The sequence below is a fragment of the Sphingobacterium yanglingense genome (assembly GCF_004363245.1).
In the GTDB taxonomy this organism is placed as follows: Bacteria; Bacteroidota; Bacteroidia; order Sphingobacteriales; family Sphingobacteriaceae; genus Sphingobacterium; species Sphingobacterium yanglingense.
The window spans coordinates 15243-33603 of sequence record NZ_SNYV01000014.1; the positions used below are offsets into that span (position 1 = coordinate 15243).

15 protein-coding genes and 3 tRNA genes are annotated in these 18361 nt (G+C 41.7%); 6 read left to right on the forward strand and 12 right to left on the reverse strand.

The window, feature by feature from the left end; genetic code table 11:
- Positions 1-126: 126 nt before the first annotated feature.
- The 3 genes from proB to CLV99_RS11270 all read left to right on the forward strand — a co-directional run bounded on the left by proB (position 127) and on the right by CLV99_RS11270 (position 2864).
- Positions 127-1158 (forward strand): glutamate 5-kinase, encoded by a 1032-nt coding sequence (gene proB / locus CLV99_RS11260; protein WP_133584622.1) that lies wholly within the window; start codon positions 127-129, stop codon positions 1156-1158.
- A gap of 62 nt (positions 1159-1220) precedes the next feature.
- Complete coding sequence (locus CLV99_RS11265) at positions 1221-2468, forward strand: glutamate-5-semialdehyde dehydrogenase (protein WP_133584623.1); 1248 nt, start codon at positions 1221-1223, stop codon at positions 2466-2468.
- Between the two features lie 6 nt (positions 2469-2474).
- The gene (locus tag CLV99_RS11270) at positions 2475-2864 is read left to right on the forward strand and encodes a hypothetical protein (protein ID WP_133584624.1); all 390 of its coding nucleotides are present in this window, start codon (positions 2475-2477) and stop codon (positions 2862-2864) included.
- Positions 2865-2874: 10 nt separating this feature from the next.
- Here the strand turns inward: CLV99_RS11270 and CLV99_RS11275 are convergent, their stop codons facing one another.
- Positions 2875-4011 (reverse strand): acyl-CoA dehydrogenase, encoded by a 1137-nt coding sequence (locus tag CLV99_RS11275; RefSeq protein ID WP_133584625.1) that lies wholly within the window; start codon positions 4009-4011, stop codon positions 2875-2877.
- Between the two features lie 146 nt (positions 4012-4157).
- Here CLV99_RS11275 and CLV99_RS11280 point away from each other — a divergent pair, with 146 nt between their 5' ends.
- The gene (locus tag CLV99_RS11280; protein WP_133584626.1) at positions 4158-4793 is read left to right on the forward strand and encodes a peroxiredoxin; all 636 of its coding nucleotides are present in this window, start codon (positions 4158-4160) and stop codon (positions 4791-4793) included.
- A 100-nt stretch (positions 4794-4893) separates the two neighbouring features.
- Here CLV99_RS11280 and CLV99_RS11285 read toward each other — a convergent pair whose 3' ends face one another.
- The 11 genes from CLV99_RS11285 to CLV99_RS11335 form a co-directional block, all read right to left on the reverse strand.
- Positions 4894-6264, reverse strand: a complete 1371-nt coding sequence (locus tag CLV99_RS11285; protein WP_133584627.1) for a RagB/SusD family nutrient uptake outer membrane protein — start codon at positions 6262-6264, stop codon at positions 4894-4896.
- 8 nt (positions 6265-6272) lie between these two features.
- Entirely contained in the window at positions 6273-9719 is a 3447-nt protein-coding gene (locus CLV99_RS11290; RefSeq protein WP_133584628.1) for a SusC/RagA family TonB-linked outer membrane protein, read from the reverse strand.
- 326 nt (positions 9720-10045) lie between these two features.
- A complete protein-coding gene (locus tag CLV99_RS11295; protein ID WP_246032744.1) occupies positions 10046-11134 on the reverse strand; it encodes a S1C family serine protease in 1089 nt (362 codons plus the stop codon).
- 5 nt (positions 11135-11139) lie between these two features.
- The gene (locus CLV99_RS11300; protein WP_133584630.1) at positions 11140-11730 is read right to left on the reverse strand and encodes an RNA polymerase sigma factor; all 591 of its coding nucleotides are present in this window, start codon (positions 11728-11730) and stop codon (positions 11140-11142) included.
- 361 nt (positions 11731-12091) lie between these two features.
- Positions 12092-12165 (reverse strand) — tRNA-Asp (locus CLV99_RS11305).
- 32 nt (positions 12166-12197) lie between these two features.
- Positions 12198-12271: transfer RNA gene (locus CLV99_RS11310), tRNA-Asp, on the reverse strand.
- A gap of 66 nt (positions 12272-12337) precedes the next feature.
- A tRNA-Asp gene (locus tag CLV99_RS11315) sits at positions 12338-12411 on the reverse strand.
- A 73-nt stretch (positions 12412-12484) separates the two neighbouring features.
- Entirely contained in the window at positions 12485-13558 is a 1074-nt protein-coding gene (prfA, locus tag CLV99_RS11320; protein ID WP_133584631.1) for a peptide chain release factor 1, read from the reverse strand.
- Between the two features lie 168 nt (positions 13559-13726).
- Positions 13727-14056 carry a DMT family transporter gene (locus CLV99_RS11325; RefSeq protein ID WP_133584632.1) on the reverse strand — a complete coding sequence of 110 codons (330 nt, stop codon included), beginning with the start codon at positions 14054-14056 and terminating at the stop codon, positions 13727-13729.
- 91 nt (positions 14057-14147) lie between these two features.
- Entirely contained in the window at positions 14148-14711 is a 564-nt protein-coding gene (locus CLV99_RS11330; RefSeq protein WP_133584633.1) for a Crp/Fnr family transcriptional regulator, read from the reverse strand.
- Positions 14699-15448, reverse strand: coding sequence for a UDP-2,3-diacylglucosamine diphosphatase (locus tag CLV99_RS11335; RefSeq protein ID WP_133584634.1), 750 nt, complete (start codon positions 15446-15448; stop codon positions 14699-14701). Before CLV99_RS11335 ends, CLV99_RS11330 begins: the two co-directional genes overlap by 13 nt.
- A 175-nt stretch (positions 15449-15623) precedes the next feature.
- On the opposite strand from CLV99_RS11335, the gene CLV99_RS11340 reads away from it, so the two are divergent.
- Complete coding sequence (locus tag CLV99_RS11340) at positions 15624-17771, forward strand: prolyl oligopeptidase family serine peptidase (protein ID WP_133584635.1); 2148 nt, start codon at positions 15624-15626, stop codon at positions 17769-17771.
- Between the two features lie 5 nt (positions 17772-17776).
- Entirely contained in the window at positions 17777-18346 is a 570-nt protein-coding gene (locus CLV99_RS11345; protein ID WP_133584636.1) for a Crp/Fnr family transcriptional regulator, read from the forward strand.
- The last annotated feature ends 15 nt before the right edge of the window (positions 18347-18361 follow it).

Here is an 18361-nt window from a genome sequence, read left to right on the forward strand (position 1 = left end):
AATTGATAAGCAGTTGCAGCGAGAGGCTAATCGAACTCCATAGGTATGGGAAAATCATATTGAGGGATTCTCGTAAATGGGAAAACAAAAAATTAATCTAAAGAAATACGTTAAATAGTCGTTACGATGAAAAAGCCAGTATTGGTTATTAAGTTTGGTTCAGCGTCCATCACAACAGAGGGAGAGATTGATGAACGCATTGTGCTGGAGATAGCGCGTCAGTGTGCTGCCTTACAGGCAACATATAATATTGTATTGGTCTCCTCAGGTGCAGTAGCTGCGGGTAGGCAGTTTATTCCGCGCTATACGGGTACCTTGGAGCAACGTAAAGCTGCTGCTGCGATAGGCAACCCTTTGCTCATGCGCACTTACTCTACTTATTTCAAACCTTTTCGTATAGCGCTGGCACAAAGTCTCTGTGAGCGTCATCATTTTTCGAACAGAGGTCAGTTCTTACAGCTAAAAAGCACCTATGAAACCTTATGGAAGAATAATATAATTCCGGTGGCGAATGAGAACGATGTGGTGAGTAACATGGAACTGAAATTTTCTGATAACGATGAACTGGCTACCTTGATTGCTGTTGGCTTTGGGGCAGAACAGTTATTGTTCAGCACTTCTGTGCCCGGTGTGCTGGATGAAAAAGGGAATGTGATTCCATTGATCGAGGTGGTGGATAAAGATGCTTTAGCTTTGGCGCGAAAAGAAAAATCAGCGGTAGGTCTGGGCGGGATGACTTCAAAGCTCAACTTTGCAAGATTGGCCACTCAGATGGGAATCAAGGCTGTTATTTTTAGTATGCAGACTCCTGACGGTATTTTAAAGGCAATCGTAGGGGAGACGGGTACTGTCTGTCTGCCTCAGAAGAAAAAAGTATCTTCTCGAAACAAATGGTTGGCTAGTGGTAGTTTGATTGCGGGAATGGTTAAGTTAGATCAGGGGGCATTGAAGGCGATTGAACAGCGGAAAAGTCTTTTGGCTGTTGGTGTAACAGAGGTGGTAGGTGAGTTTGAAGCCGGTGAGGTTTTTCAGATAGCGGACAAGGACGGTATTGTACAGGCGGTGGCCAAGGCAAAAGTGGACTCCATTGTGTTAATGAAATCGGATACGAAGAAAAATATAGCATTGGCACATGCTGATGATATTGTCCTCTTATAGGATTCGTTAGAATGCTAATAGAACCCCTTGGATGGAAGTAGAGCTTAATAAATAGAAAGAAAATGAACAGTATACAACAACAGTTGCTCAATAGCCGTATTGCAAAGCAAGCGGTAAACGGCTTGCAATTGAAAGATAAGCAGCAGATATTAGGACGCATTGCAACATTATTACGGACTAACTGTAATGCTATTTTGACGCAGAACCAGTTGGATTTGGAACAGATGGATGTTGCTGATCCAAAGTATGACCGTCTGAAGCTGACTGCAGAGCGGATTGAAAGCTTGGCGCAGGGTGTGGAAGATATTAGTAAACTGGAAGATCCAACGGATAAATTGTTGAGTACTAAACGGCTTGAAAATGGGCTCCTGGTAGAAAAGAGAACCGTGGCATTGGGTGTTGTGGGCGTAATTTATGAATCAAGGCCTAATGTAACGATCGATGTTGCGGCGCTATGTATACAATCGGGGAATGTCTGTCTTCTGCGTGGTGGCAGTGATGCCTGGTATACCAATAGCTATCTGGTCGGTATCCTTCAGGGCGTGTTGAGCGAATATGGAACAGATCCCAATATCATACAATTGCTCCCTACGGTTAGGGATTTAATCGGTTCACTTTTGGAAGCAGTAGGATATGTGGATATTATTATCCCGCGTGGATCCCAAGGATTGATTGATTTTGTCCGTCAGCATGCCAAGGTTCCTGTTATAGAGACTGGGGCAGGAGTCTGCCATACCTATGTTGAGGCCAGTGCCGATTTGGATAAAGCAGCCCGTATTGTAGCGAATGCTAAAATCTCACGTCCTTCTGTCTGCAATGCCTTAGATACAATTCTCGTGGATGAAAATATTGATAAGCCGTTCATACAGCAGCTTATCCCTCACTTTGCGGCAGCTAAGGTGGAAGTTTTTGCTACGGATAGACTGTATAATATTTTTCATGAGGCTAAATATCCTTATGTGCAGCACGCAGAGGAATCGGATTTTGGTCGTGAGTTTTTAGATTTAAAGTGTTCGATAAAAGAAGTCAGTGGTTTAGATGACGCTCTTTCGCATATCGCTGATCATTCTTCCAAACATTCTGAATGTATCGTGTCGCAAGATTCGGTTAAAATTGCGAAATTTATGCGCTCGGTAGATGCCGCCGCGGTGTACTCTAATGCGTCAACCCGTTTTACGGATGGTGGAGAGTTTGGGTTAGGGGCAGAAATAGGTATTTCTACGCAAAAGTTGCATGCACGTGGACCTTTTGCACTGGAAAAATTAGTCACAGAAAAATGGTTTGTCACAGGTGACGGACAGATTAGATAATAAGTTATGGGAATTCGATACGAAAAAGATACGATACTGAATTGGATAAATGAGATGGGCAAGTTTCTGCGCCTTTTGGTCGGGAAGTGGGAAGGTCTTCAAGAAGAAACGAGGGAATCTGTCAATATTGATACTGGATATAAGGAGTTTTTTAATGAAGAACGTACTTTTTTCTTAAATCTTAGTGATGCAGAACTTATTGATTATAGTAAAAGCCTAGAGCAGGAGCAGATTAGACCCCTGGCACAGCTTCTGATGTATGACGGGTTGATCAATCAGGATAATGGTTTGCTTTTAAAAGCAAAAGCCCTGTTTGAGTACCATATGAAACAGACAGGGAGCTTCTCCTTCGAAGACTATGGTTTTCTACAACAGATCAACAACAATTTACGATAGATAGGCTGGTCTATCGCAGAATTTCCCGTGCGATAACCAACCGTTGTATCTCTGAGGTACCTTCGTAGATCTGTGTGATTTTTGCATCACGCATTAATCGTTCGACATGATATTCTTTTACATAACCGTACCCTCCGTGTATTTGGATGGCTTCTATGGTGTGCTTCATAGCGACTTCCGAAGCATGTAGCTTAGCCATAGCGGCTTCTTTACCATAGGGTAACCCTTGATCTTTAGTCCAGGCTGCTTTGTAGGTTAAAAGCCGCGCCGCTTCGATTTCTACCTCCATATCTGCCAGTTTGAATTGTATAGCCTGATGAGCTGAAATCGGTTGGCCAAAAGTCTTACGCTCCTTGGAATAGGCTAAGGCCAAATCGTAGGCACCTGCGGCTATGCCCAATGCCTGTGCTGCTATACCGATGCGGCCACCATCGAGTGTTTTCATTGCAAATCTAAATCCAAATCCGTCATCACCTATGCGATTAGCCTTTGGTACGACGACATCTGTAAATAATAAGGAGTGTGTGTCTGAACTGCGTATTCCCAATTTATTTTCCTTAGGTCCGATAGTGAATCCCGCCATTCCTTTTTCGACGATCAGTACATTGATACCTTTGTGTCCCAATTCCGGATGCGTCTGTGCAACAACTAAATAGATGTCGGCATTTCCTCCATTCGTAATCCAATTTTTGGTACCGTTCAATAGATAGTGATCGCCCATATCTGCTGCGGTAGTATGTTGTGAAGAAGCATCAGATCCCGCTTCAGGTTCAGATAATGCAAAAGCCCCTAATTTTTCGCCCTTTGCAAGGGGAACCAGGTATTGTTGTTTTTGCTCTTCCGTGCCATAGGCTTCTAGACCCCATAGTACAAGTGAATTATGGGCAGACATGATGACGGCAGTTGATGCATCTACTTTTGCGATTTCTTCCAAAGCTAGAACGTAAGCCTGAGCATCCATGCCGGCTCCGCCATATTTTTCAGAGGTCATGATACCCATGAAACCTAGATCTCCCATTTTCTTGATGAATTCTGTAGGAAATTCAGCTTTCTCATCACGTTGTATAACTTCTTTTTTCAGCTCTTGGGCAAACTCTCTTGCCGCATCACGTATCATTTTATGCTCTTCTGATAGTTCGAAATTCATGGTGTGTCGTCTATTTGGTTCTATCAAATATACTTATTTTTATTATGCGTGCATAATAAAAATATAAAATTTAACCTTTATTATTTGGATGTTATCCAAAAGTCTACTATATTAGTAGAATATATAGATTATTAAAATTTACAAATATGGGTTTAAGACTAGGAGATGACGCGCCAAATTTCAAAGCGCAGACAACGATAGGTGATATCGATTTCTATGATTACATAAAAGATAGTTGGGCGGTGCTGTATTCGCATCCGTCAGATTTTACACCGGTATGTACGACTGAGCTAGGTCGTACAGCTCAGCTAAAGTCAGAGTTTGAGAAGCGTAATGTTAAAGTTCTCGCATTAAGTGTTGATGGGGTTGAAGATCACCTACAGTGGGTAAAAGATATTAACGAAACACAGAATACAACGGTAGATTTTCCAATTATTGCGGACGAAGACCGCCACGTTGCTGAATTGTACGATATGATTCACCCGAATGCTTCAACAACATTTACCGTGAGGTCTGTATTTGTCATTGGACCAGATAGAAAGGTTAAACTAACACTTACTTATCCAGCGTCTACAGGACGTAATTTTTATGAGATCCTACGTGTTATAGATTCTCTTCAGCTTACGGCTGAATATTCTGTCGCGACACCGGCAGATTGGAAAGACGGTGAAGATGTAATCGTAGTTCCTGCTATCAAAACAGAGGATATCCCAGCTAAGTTTCCAAAAGGTTTTACGGAGATCAAACCTTATTTACGCGTTACTCCTCAACCGAATAAGTAAGCATTTTTGTTTATAAATAAAGAGCGCCATTTCTAGTTATAGAAATAGCGCTCTACTTTTTATGGTATTTCCAAGATAGGCTTAGGTCGACTTGTAAAGACTAATATCCCGGATTTTGCGTCAGGTTATTTCCCAGTCCAATCTCTGCAGCAGGGATAGGGTAGAGGAAATACTTTTCATCTTTAAGACTGCTGTATTTGGCGAGTGCAAGTTTAGTCCGGCAATAGTCAAACCAAGTTTCTCCTTCAAATAATAGTTCTCTTTCCTTTTCTTCCTGTACAGCCTTAATAAAGACCTCAAGGCTGTTGTAGTCATTTATCGGGGTCGTATAACCTGCTCGTTCCTGGACCTTTTTGAGGGCATTATAGGCGGCTTGAGTGACACCATTATCTATCCTTGCTTTTGCCTCTGCATGTATGAGATAAATCTCTGCGAGCCGGATCGCTGTTACGTTTTGACTGGCTGGAGAGAAGTTGGGAAACTTGCCCATGAAATAGTTATTCTTACTCCCTTTTTTGACTGTAAACGTCTTGCGTTGATCTCCTTCCCGATATAGGTCCAACAAGGTAGAATCCTTTGCTAAGAAAAGAACCGTAGCATTATCATTGGATACTGCTGCCAAAGGGTTGGTTGCCTGATCATCAAACTGTATCTCGAAAATAGCTTCGCTACTATTCTGTGTGGTCCAAATACTGGGATACGCTGTGGGCAGGTTGTATTTCCCGGAAGATAGGACTTCTTCCGACAGGCTGGCTGCATTTTTATAATCATTGGTAAAAGCAGCTTGGTAAAGGTATACTTTGGCCAGAAGCGCTTTCGCAGCCCAATGTGAGGCACGTCCACGGTTAGCATCACCTGTGTAGGTATTTTCGGCAGGGAGTAGATTGATCGCATCGTTCAAATCACTGATGATTTGTGCGTATACCTCTTCTTTTTCGGATTGTTTCGTGTCCAACTCACTGTTTTCTTGAGTATAAGTTACCTTTAGCGGTATACGTCCAAAAGCCCGTACCAGAAAGAAATAGTTAAACGCACGGATGAATTTTGCTTCTCCAATAAAGATATTCTTTTTTTGATCTGTAATCATAGATGCCGTCATCTTTGGTACTTCATCTATGATTTGATTTGCAGCGTTTATGGTCGTATATAGTGCTTTCCACATATTGGCAGTCCAAGGATTGATGGTCTGTACTTGGTGGGTTGCAAAGTTTTCATATTCTGGGTATTCAGCAGCGTGTCTGACGTGACGTGCAGAAAACTCAGGGACAATAATTGTAGACTGTCCGTAAGAATAAGAGTTCATCATGCTGCGGTACATTCCCATTAATGCTGAATTGGCATTGGTCTCTGAATTGAAGTATTCGTCCTGACCAATCTGTCCAAGCGGATCGCGATCTAAGAACTTGTCACAAGATGTCGTCGTAAAAGTGAATGAAGCAAGGAGTAGCAAGTATATAATGTTCTGTCTCATAGTAAAATCTAAAATGTTAAGTTAAAGCCTGTAGTGAAGATGCGTGGTTGCGGATAGCTACCATAGTCATAACCATAGATTAAACCTGTGTTTGCACCGCCATGGCTAGAACTCACCTCAGGATCGTATCCCCTGTATTTGGTAAATACGTAAGCGTTTTGTACGGTAGCGTACCAACGTAGTTTTTTTATTCTCAGCTTATCTGATACCGCACTAGGTACCGTGTAGCCTAAGGTTATATTGCGTATACGGAAGAAAGAGCCGTCCTCTACAAAGCGGGAAGATACAGCACCATTGTTTAGATCTCCAGGAGCAGGACGGGGTACGTCTGTGATGTCTCCTGGTTTTTTCCATCGGTCTACCATATCTACAAATTGATTGGAACTCGGGTTGAATCCTTCTAACCCAGAAGCCAGATTATAATTGAAGATGTCATTACCATAGGTGAATTGTCCAAGGATACTTAAGTCAAAGTTTTTGTAAGAGAAATTGTTGGATATACCACCAAAGAAATCTGGATTAGGGTCTCCTATCATAACATGATCTGCATAGTTGGTCGGTAGCACCATCGTGCCATCAGCACCCAAATAGTCGATCATACCAGTCTGTGCGTTGACTCCCATTGCTTTCCAACCGTAGAATACACCTAAAGGTTGTCCAGGGCGTGCTCGGTTGAGGTCGCCGACCCCGCCACGCATCTCATTTAATCCATTGGGTAGTGCCAGCACCTTGTTTCGGTTGAAGGTCATGTTAAGTGAGGTGGACCACTTAAAGTCTCCAATCAGGTTTTTTGTAGTCAGTTCAAATTCAAAACCCTTATTCTCGATATCTCCCGAGTTGGTAAATCGCGTTCCATATCCCGAACTGCTCAGGATAGGTAGGCCGATTAATAGATCTGAGGTCTTCTTGTAATAGTAATCGGCCAATAGGGATATTCTGCCATTCAGGAATCCAGCGTCTATACCGATATTCCATTGCTGGGTGGTCTCCCATTTTAGGCCGCGGTCTCCTAAGACATTCGGTAAGAATCCGGGAGTGCCCATATAGTTATTGCCTCCTGTGTACATGGAGCGGCTCGCATAATTGCCAATGTTTTGATTACCTGTTATACCCCAACTTGCGCGGAGTTTTAAATCGCTGAGGAATTTGGCATCCTGCATAAAATCCTCCTGTTTGATGCGCCATGCGCCGGCGAAAGAAGGGAATACCGCCCAACGGTTATCTCTGCCAAAGCGGGATGAACCATCGGACCGTACGTTCGCGTTTAGGATATACTTATCGTTGTAAATATAAGTTGCCCGCGCGAATCCGGAAGCTATAGCCCATTCTTCGGGGTAAGAGTTTGCTCCATTGATGACTCCTCCTGCTGTGATATAAGGGATATCATTGGTTGGAAAATTAGATCGTTGTGCATGTACGAAATCAATACGGGATTCCTGGAAAGAAAAACCGCCTAAGACATTTAAGCTATGTGCTCCAAAAGTCTTATCGTATGTTAGCGTTGTTTCATTGATCCAGAGCTGATCTCTTGTGTTGCGACGTGCGCCTATACCGCCTTGGCTTACATACGAACGTAGTCCATTAGGGGGCATAAAGAAGGTCTCGTCAATAAAGCTTACATCGGTACCAAAGCTTGTCTTTAACAACAATTCGGGAATGATATTATATTCAGCACTGGCATTGGCCAAGATCCGGAACGTTTGCGCTTCATTAGTGGGCAGTTCGAGCATAGCCACGGGGTTTTCCCGTGTTACGCGTACTTGGTCATAGACATAATTGCCACGGTCGTCAAATACGGTTAGATTAGGTGGGGAGAATATGCCGCTTTTGGTAGCGCCTTCCTTAGAGTTCTCTTCCTGTACCCGTTGGTTGACCGCGCGGGTAAGGTTGATCGCTGTAGAAAATCGCAGCTTGTCGCTATGGGCATGATCTAGATTGATACGGCCGCTTAGTCTATTGAAATCCGAGCCTAATAATACCCCACCTTGTCTCATATAACCTAGGGAAGTATAATATCTTGTTTTGTCATTGCCGCCATTGGCCGAAAGCTCATAGTTTCGCATAGGGGCAGTTCTGAATACGGCATCCTGCCAATTGGTATTTACGCCAGGGTTCGCAAATATTTGATCGTGAGCTTTGTTGGTATCGATACCTAGTTCTAGTCTGATTTTATAATAATCACGCATGTAGTCCTGGTACTGCTCCGTATTCATCATGTCATAATAGCGCTCGCGGGGTACTTGGGAGAAGCCTTCATACATGTTGAAGTTGAATTGGCTATGTCCTGCTGTACCTTTTTTGGTGGTAATCAAAACCACACCATTGGCTGCCCGGGAACCGTAAATGGAAGAGGAAGCGGCATCTTTTAAGATTTCGATAGACTGTACGTCCGAAGGATTGATAGAGGCCAGTACATTGATACCTTGTGTACCTCCACCAAAATCAAATGAGGAGCCTCCCGTAAAATTCGTTGTACTGTTGACCGGGATTCCGTCGACAACATACAGCGGGTCGGAACTGGCATTGATAGAAGTGGTACCGCGTACACGGATGCTGATTCCGCCGCCGGGCGAGCCTGACTTTTGGGTAACCTGTACACCGCCGGCTTTTCCTTGTATAGCTTGTGTAATACTAGGGAGAACTTCGTCTTCAATGTCTTTGGCGCCAATGCTGGATACAGCCGTGGGTAATGTGGCACGTTTCATCGTACCATACCCTACGGAAACGACCTTTACGGATTCGATGGTATTCGTCTCTGTTGTTAGTTGTACTTGGACATCTTTCCTCTTGCCTATGGCTTGACTGAAGGTTTTGTAGCCTACCGAACTGAATCGAAGGGTGTTTTTCGCATTGGCAGTTATTTTGAATCGTCCGTTTTCATCCGTGAGCACTGTGGTGTTCGTGCCCTCTACAGATACCGAAGCTCCCGCTATTGGGCCTTCAGGACCGCTTACGAGGCCTGTTATGGCGTTCTTTGAAGCTGCGGCTCCATTATCTAGCTTGGAGGTGTCTGTTGCCGCTATGGCCGTAGGAATGCTCTTAGTGGTATCTGCCGATGTCTTAATGCTGTCGGCAGGAGTTTCTTGCTCTTCAATAGCCAATACGACATCGATATGACGTTGATTGTTGACATGTAGTTCCGAACGTATGAAACCTGACTTTAGTAAGACCAATATACCGTTTGGGCTTGCCGCTATTTTGAAAGCACCTTGCGCATCGGATACTACAGTATTTGTCGTACCCTTTTCTGAAATGACAACTCCCTCCAAGACGTTGCCTTTTGAATCTTTTACTTGGCCGGATACAGATAGAGAGTCTGTATTTATACCTAATCCTGAAGGAGGTTTGGGATGCTTAGCAAACGCTGTGTTGACATGTAGTGCTGCTTGTGTTGTGTTGCAAAGAAAAATTAATGTGCATGAGAAAAGTAATACGCGATAAATATGGGGTATCATAAATAAAAAAATTATATAAGGATTCTGATAGAAATATAAAACTTCGAGCAACTAATGGAGAACGACGCGGATTGTAATACAGTTTAATAATCATGTGATTAATTATATCATTCTTGTTACATGATGGTGTCATGTACAACAATAAACGCTGATAAACTGTATTTGTTGTTTAACAATTCTGGTTTTTTTTGAAAAAAGACAGAATGAGAAAGTAGACTTTATGCTAGCTCTTGGGGATTAGGAGCTTGCGAAGGGAAAGAAAAAAGCAGATATCTAGAATAAGATATCTGCTTTATCGATTATTTGATTTATTGAAACAAAATTGACTAAAAGACCTTCACGATATAGATGTAGTCTTGCAGTTTCTTTATCTGCTCTGTTCTTGGGAGCGTAGATAGTGTGTTTTTATTGTTAAGGAAAATATTTCCTTTCAGCGACTCAGCGGGTATTTTATTAAGCGCCTCGACAAGCTCTTTGGTTTTGATGGCAAATGCTGCACCATCGATCCCCTTTTGTTTACCAGAGATGATTCCGATGATATTACCCTGGTTGTCCAGTACAGGGCCTCCACTATTACCTGGATTCACTGGTATTGAAATCTGATACGCTATCGTATCACCAGCGTATCCTGTATTGGAACTCAAATATCCCTGACCATATACAGCTTCATCTCTCGGGAATCCTAATGTGAAGATATCTTCCCCAAGTTCTGAACTTTGTTTTTTGAAAGTGTAAGGGATGTTTTTTAAGTTTTTAAAACTCGTATCATCGATGTGTAAGATCGCGAGGTCTTTTTGGGCATCAGTGTACACAATCTGGGCCCTGTAAGCTTGTCCTTTCACATTTTGAAGATGTATAGAGTCGGCACCGTTGATGACATGATAATTGGTAACGACATAGCCGTCACGGGTCAACATAAAACCTGTCGCTCCAAAATGGATGGCCGCAGCATTTTTGTTTTTATCGTTGTTGATATTTTGTATTGCTTTATTTTGCTCCGTTACATTTTTCTTCACCGAATTCATTTCCCTACGTAACGCGCTATAGTCTGTATTGGCCTTTTTGATATTTGAGAAATATCCTGTAATCCATAAAGTGGAAAAAACAGATACTAGCGCTACAGCAGCGGCCACCCCAGCATTGATTTGCAGTTTAGCCCATAGTGAGGTTACTTTAGCAGCTACCGCGCTTTTACGCTCTGATTGAAATGCATTACCCTCAGCGATCAAAGATTGTTGAAATGCATTGCGCAGTTCAGTCTTTTGCAAATTTTGTACAAACGAACGGTGCTGTTCGAATAAGTCAGCATAAGTAGGCTCTGTTTCACAGAAGTTCTCGAAAGCCACAGCATCCTCTGTTGAAAGTTCGCCTCGTAAATACTGATCGGCCCAATCTATAAAATCATGTCTCTGCATACCACTCATTTTTCAAGAGATGAATTAAAAAATATCTTTTTGAGTCGCTGTAGGCATTTGTACTTTTGTGTCTTCGCGTTGTCCGTATTGGTATAGCCAAATTTGTCACGTATGTCCTGCATAGACATGTTGGCGATATAAAAATCTTTTAACAGTGTCTGGCAAGGTTCTCCTAATTGTGACAGGGCAATATTCATCTGGTCAAATCTTTGCTCTATCTCGTCGTGACGTTCAAGATCATCTTCTACTCGTAAGAGGTCCTCAAAGTCCGAAATATCAGCAGTGCTAGCCACGCTCCCTTTCCGCGTCAGTTGTTTTAGCCACAGTCTTCTTGATACTGCGTACAAAAACGTCCCAAGTTTACTACTTAACTCAAATTTTTGTTGAGTAATCTTGTCATACAAAACCATCACCGCTTCTTGAAAGATATCTTTCGCTTCGTCTTCCGATCCGTTGTTGTTGACAATCATCCGTGATATCGAAGGGAAATAGGATTTGTAAATCCTATTGATAGCTTTACTATCGCCTTTTGATACCCCATCGATAATCTCCTGGTCCGAAATTTCTGTGGGAAGTATTTGTTTTATCTTACTCACTTATTAATACCTTAAAATCCAAATAGTAACCCTTGTAATCATGAAATTAATAAAGAAAACCAATTTCATATCTTCTTTACTGTGTTTAACCTCAGGTAGGGGTGTTTTCTGACCTTGAATATACGCACTTTTGTAAAAATACTTAATCAAACGTAATAGTATTTTTGATGAAATACTAATGTTGCATCTAAAAAAAAGCTATAAACTTGCTAACGAATAACTTGTTTTATTTATGGAACATTGATCTATTAAAGTAGTGAGGTAGATCGGTGGGGGAGTTGTAAAGTAGAAGGGTAGAGAAGGTCTAGAAAGCTGTAAACAAAAAAAGGCATCCTTAATGGATACCTTTATTGTTTCTTAGCGGTCTGGACGGGACTCGAACCCGCGACCCCATGCGTGACAGGCATGTATTCTAACCAGCTGAACTACCAGACCTAAGAATTTTGATTGTTGTAAAAGATATTTAGCGGTCTGGACGGGACTCGAACCCGCGACCCCATGCGTGACAGGCATGTATTCTAACCAGCTGAACTACCAGACCTAAAATCTTTACTTTTACTATTTTTAAAGAACGATGAAAAGACTCTTCTTTTCTTTGTTTTTTGAGCGGTCTGGACGGGACTCGAACCCGCGACCCCATGCGTGACAGGCATGTATTCTAACCAGCTGAACTACCAGACCTCAACCCTTCTTGTGAGAAGGTGTGCAAATATAGCGCTTATTTATATAAATCCTAATTTTTTTTGAAAAAAACTTAGTCTGTAGCGCCCTCCTTCATCTTTTCAGCGTTTTCAGCGAACTGTAATGCGTCTATAATAGGCTGTATATCACCGTCTAGAATTGTCGATAAATTGTATGTCGTCAAGTTAATTCTATGTTCAGTAAATCTTCCTTGAGGGTAGTTATACGTACGGATTTTTGCCGAACGGTCGCCCGAAGAAACTAAAGTTTTTCTTTTTGCAGCGATATCACCGTTCTTTTTGTTCAATTCTATCTCGTAAAGTTTGGTACGAAGCATCTCCATTGCCAATTCTCGGTTGGCTAATTGGGAGCGCTCCACCTGACAGACCACAACAATTCCTGTAGGTTTATGGGTCAATTGTACTTTTGTCTCTACTTTATTTACGTTCTGCCCTCCAGCACCACCAGATCTAGAAGTGTGCATTTCGATATCACCTGGGTTCAGTTCGACGTCAACCTCTTCGGCTTCCGGTAGTACAGCGACAGAGGCTGCCGAAGTATGTACACGACCTTGAGTTTCGGTATCAGGGACACGTTGTACCCGATGTACCCCAGATTCATATTTCAGCTGACCATATACATCATCGCCAATTACTTTTAGGATTACCTCTTTATACCCACCAGAAGTACCTTCAGTAACATCCATCACTTCATTACGCCAGCCTTTGGTCTCGAAATAACGGGTATACATACGGTAAAGGTCACCCGCGAATAATGCCGCCTCGTCTCCTCCCGTACCACCACGTATCTCGATAATCGCATTTTTAGAGTCTTCAGGATCCTTAGGGATAAGCATCAGACGAATCTCTTCCTCTTTCTCTTCTCTTTGTACCAACAAGATGTCTTGTTCTTCTTTGGCCATTTCCCTTAATTCCTGATCCTTCTCATTGACCAATATATCTTTATTGGTATCTATATTGCTGATTATATTTTTGTAAATATGATATTGCTCTACAATTTTTGATAGGTCTTTGTATTCCTTGTTCAATTTTGCAAAACGTTTCATGTCATTGATGGTTTCGGGCTTGCTTAGTTCAGCTTCCACTTCTTGCCACCGTTCTTTAATCGCTTGTAGTTTTTCTAACATAGTTCCGTTTGATAAGTATTAATCCTCAAAGCCAAAATAAGGACAATTAATAGCCCTTAGGTATCCATTTTATAGCATACAGCTTATGGGATTTTGCTCCAAAAAGGTGTTATTCCCTTTTAGAGAGTGCAAAAATACTGAAAAATATGGTTTAAAAAGAAGGAATTGTTAATGACTTGATACAACCTTTAGTCCTATTATTGAAGCGATTAAGGTGAATATGAAGAATATCCTCCAAAATTCAGCAGGCTCCTTAAAGAAAATAATACCCATTAGTACTGTTCCTACAGCTCCTATGCCTGTCCAAACAGCGTATGCTGTACCTAAAGGCAAGGTCTGGGTAGCCTTGATCAGTAATCCCATACTTAGAAATAGACAGATTACAAAACCTCCATACCACAATAGAGAAGTGGTCCCTGCAGCTTCTTTCGCTTTACCTAGGCAAGTGGTGAATCCAACTTCAAATAATCCACCTAATATTAAAAATATCCAGTTCATTTTTTTGTGCAAAGGTGCGTTTTTTTAGATTTTCTTTTTTTAACAAATGTTAAAAAAGAGTCTTTTTCCGGTAACAGTCGCTGGGAGTGTGTTATTTTATTTCAGCGCGGATTCGCGAGAGAGTCACCTGTGTAACACCGAGATAGGATGCAATATAGCCCAGTTTGATCCGTTGTAGGACATTAGCCTCCTTGGTTAGGAGATCGCTATATCGTTCGGTAGCTGTTTTGAACAGCGTTTGCATAAGACGTTGTTCTATTTTTAATGTCTCCAGTTCGGCGAGTTTACGCCCCCAGTTTGAGATGGGCAAAGAACTGTTATAAAGATGCTGTAGCTTTGAAACCGGGATGCGGTACAGAACACAGTTCTCTAATGTGTCTACGATTTCATAGCCGGGAGTGTTGTGTACATAGCTCTTCAGTGATAGTATGGAATCTCCAGGGAAGCAGAAGTCCAAAACAGCCTCTTTTTGTTCTTTTGGGTAGTAAATACGACAGATTCCCTCTGTCAAGAAATAAATATATTTAGAAGTTCTATCCTTGTCTATCAGTATACTGTTCTTTTCAACTTCAATGCGCTCGGTTATGCCCAGCAGCTTCTCCAACTCCGCATCAGGGAGTATCGCTATTTGTTGGATAGCATCTATGAGTTCCATCGTTGTAGATTAAGCGTTTGTCCATCCCATACGGCGTAGGTGTAATAGTTTATCCATTCACCTAGGTTGATAATTTTAGAATCTTTTCTAAGCTCGATTTCATAAGGGAAATGACGGTGGCCAAAGATAAAATAGTCATAGTGCTGGGTATGGAGTATATCATTGGCGTATTGGATGAGCCATTCTCTATCTTCTCCCAAAAACTTTTCATCGTTATTATTAGAGATGCGACTGTGCTTAGACCATCGTTGAGCTATTCCAATGCCTAGATTGGGATGCAAACGGGCAAAAAGCCACTGGCAGAAAGAACTGCGGAATATTTTTTTTAATATTTTATATTTTTTGTCTCCGGGGCCTAATCCATCTCCATGGTGGATATAACATGATTTTCCGTTGAGGTCCAGGATCAGCTCATTATCGATAATGGTAGCCCCAATCTCTTTTTTCAAATAACCAAACATCCACATATCATGATTGCCTTTAAATAGGGTTATTTTGATTCCGGCATCTGCTAATTCTGCGAGCTTTCCTAAAAATCGGATATAGCCCTTAGGAACTACTGTGCTGTATTCAAACCAGAAGTCGAAGACATCGCCCACTAGGTAAAGCTCAGAGGCATCCTGTTTGATATGGTCGAGCCATTTCACAATTTCTCGTTCCCGGATTTCGGACTGCTCTTTCGGATAAGAACCCAAATGGAAGTCAGAAGCAAAATATATCTTTTTAGCAATTTGCATGTTGGTGTAAAACTACCAAAATGCGCTGATTTTACAAATAGGTGATGCTTGATCAATACCATGTTATTTATTAAGCTAGTCTTTGTAAGACTGGCACCTAGAAGTAGGCTAATGGCTGAGGAAAGTTTTAAAGGATGAATTATTTCCTTAGTTTTGTTAGAAAGAATGATCAATTATGAAGAAAAATATTGGTTTTATAATGCTCTCAATGGCATTGGTAGCATGTCAACAAAATAAACAGATTGATTCGGTGAAAGATATTATAGTACAGCCTTATCCTAAGACAGAGAAAGTAGATCAAAAGGATGATTTTTTTGGAGTTTCGGTAGCGGATCCTTATCGATGGTTGGAGGATGATATGTCGGAAAAAAACAAAGCATGGGTTGCAGCGGAAAACGAAGTAACACAAGCCTATCTTGGACAGATTCCTTTCCGTCAGGCTATTACGCAACGATTAGAGAAGTTATGGAATTATGAAAAATATTCCGCTCCGTTTATTGAAGGAGACTATACCTATTTTTACAAAAATGACGGATTACAGAATCAAGCGGTACTCTATCGTAAAAAAGGCGATAAGGGAGCTGAAGAGGTGTTTTTGGATCCTAATAAATTTTCAGCAGATGGTACAACTTCATTAGCTGGAATTAATTTCAGTAAGGATGGTTCGCTGGTTGCCTATCAGATTTCAGAAGGAGGTTCCGACTGGCGTAAAGTAATTGTATTACGTACGGCAGATAAGACGGTATTGGGGGATACATTAATTGATGTCAAATTCAGTGAACTGGCTTGGCGTGGTAATGAAGGCTTTTATTACAGTTCCTATGACAAACCAAAATCTGGATCAGCATTGTCAGCGATGACCGATCAGCATAAATTATATTTCCATACCCTGAATACTGCTCAATCTACAGACGAACTAATCTTTGGTGGAGAGAAACTTCCTCGTAGATATATAGGTGCAGGGGTGACCGAAGATCAACGCTTTCTAGTTGTGACAGCGGCAAATACCACATCCGGGAATGAGTTGTATGTTCGGGATTTAACAAACCCTACAGCTGGTTTCGTAACGATAGTGGATAACTTTGATAAAAACCATGCTATTTTAGATAATGATGGAGATCGGTTCCTTATTTATACGGAGTTGGGGGCACCCAATGGTAAGATTATAGAGACTGTCCTGGTTAATCCTAAACCTACCGAGTGGAAGGATCTGATTCCAGAAACTGAAAATGTATTAAGCCCTTCCATAGGTGGAGGGAAGATATTTGCATCGTATTTAAAAGATGCAACTTCTCTGGTGAAGCAGTACGACCGTGATGGGAAATTGGAACGCGAAATTGCCTTGCCTGGAGTTGGTACTGCGAGTGGTTTTGGAGCAAAAAAAGGAGATAAATCTCTTTATTATACGTTCACTTCCTATATCAATCCCGGCACAATCTATAATTATGATATCGCTTCTGGTAAATCCGATGTGTATAAGAAAGCTGAAATCCAATTTGATCCGACACAATATGAGTCTAAACAGATTTTCTATACGTCAAAGGATGGTACAAAAGTACCGATGATTATTACGTATAAAAAAGGAATAAAGCTAGATGGTACTAATCCGACCATGTTGTACGGATATGGAGGCTTCAATATCAGTCTAACTCCCTCGTTTAGTACGGCTAATATTATTCTCTTGGAGCAAGGTGGTGTATATGCTGTTGCAAACTTGAGAGGCGGTGGGGAATATGGTGAAAATTGGCACGTAGCAGGGACTAAGATGAATAAGCAGAATGTTTTTGATGACTTCATTGCGGCAGGAGAGTATCTGATTAAAGAGAAGTACACTTCGTCCGAACGATTGGCAATTGCAGGGGGCTCAAATGGAGGGTTGTTAGTCGGGGCCTGTATGACACAGAGACCAGAATTATTTAAAGTTGCGTTTCCTGCGGTGGGCGTATTGGATATGTTACGTTACCACAAGTTTACTGCAGGTGCAGGCTGGGCGTTTGATTATGGAACAGCAGATGATAGTAAAGAGATGTTTGAGTACTTGTACAGATATTCTCCTTATCATGCATTGAAAGCAAATACGTCGTATCCAGCAACGATGGTTATGACTGCAGATCACGATGATCGCGTGGTGCCCGCGCACTCCTTTAAGTTTGCAGCTCGCTTGCAGGAATACAATGTAGGGACTAATCCGGTTCTGATTCGTATCGATACCAATGCAGGACATGGAGCAGGCAAGTCTACAGCTATGCAAATAGCCGAACATGCAGACAAATGGGCGTTTATGTTCCAGAACATGGGAATGACTTATAACGAAATTAAATAAAGCAAATGGTTCAAAACCTCATACAGCACATCAATGGTATCACACCTTTAACCGAAGAGGAAGAGGGAATTGTTGCCGAATTGGTTCGAGAGAAAACATTGGCCCGCAAGCAATTTTTGCATCGGGCAGGAGAAGTTGCTCAATATTCTGCTTTTGTTGTTGAAGGCTGTCTGCGCTCTTATGCTGTAGACCGGAATGGCTTTGAGCATATTTTGCAGTTTGCTCCAGCCAATTGGTGGATTTCCGATATGTATTCTTTTGTTAAGAATAAACCGAGCGAATTGAATGTCGATGCACTTTTGGAAACCAAAGTGCTTTTATTGAGCCGTTCCTGTCAGGTGAGTATCTTTGACCGTATTCCAAAGTTGGAGCGTTACTTCAGAATTTTAACAGAGAACGCATTGGCAGCCAGTAATCACCGTACCATAAACTACCTTAGTCTTCCTGCAAAAATAAGGTATGAAAAGTTCTGTACGATGTATCCAACGCTGATAAATACGATTCCTCAAAAATCAGTAGCATCCTATATCGGCATCACGCCGGAGTTTCTAAGTAAACTTCGTGCAGAGTTCTAGATAAAGAAAATGGGC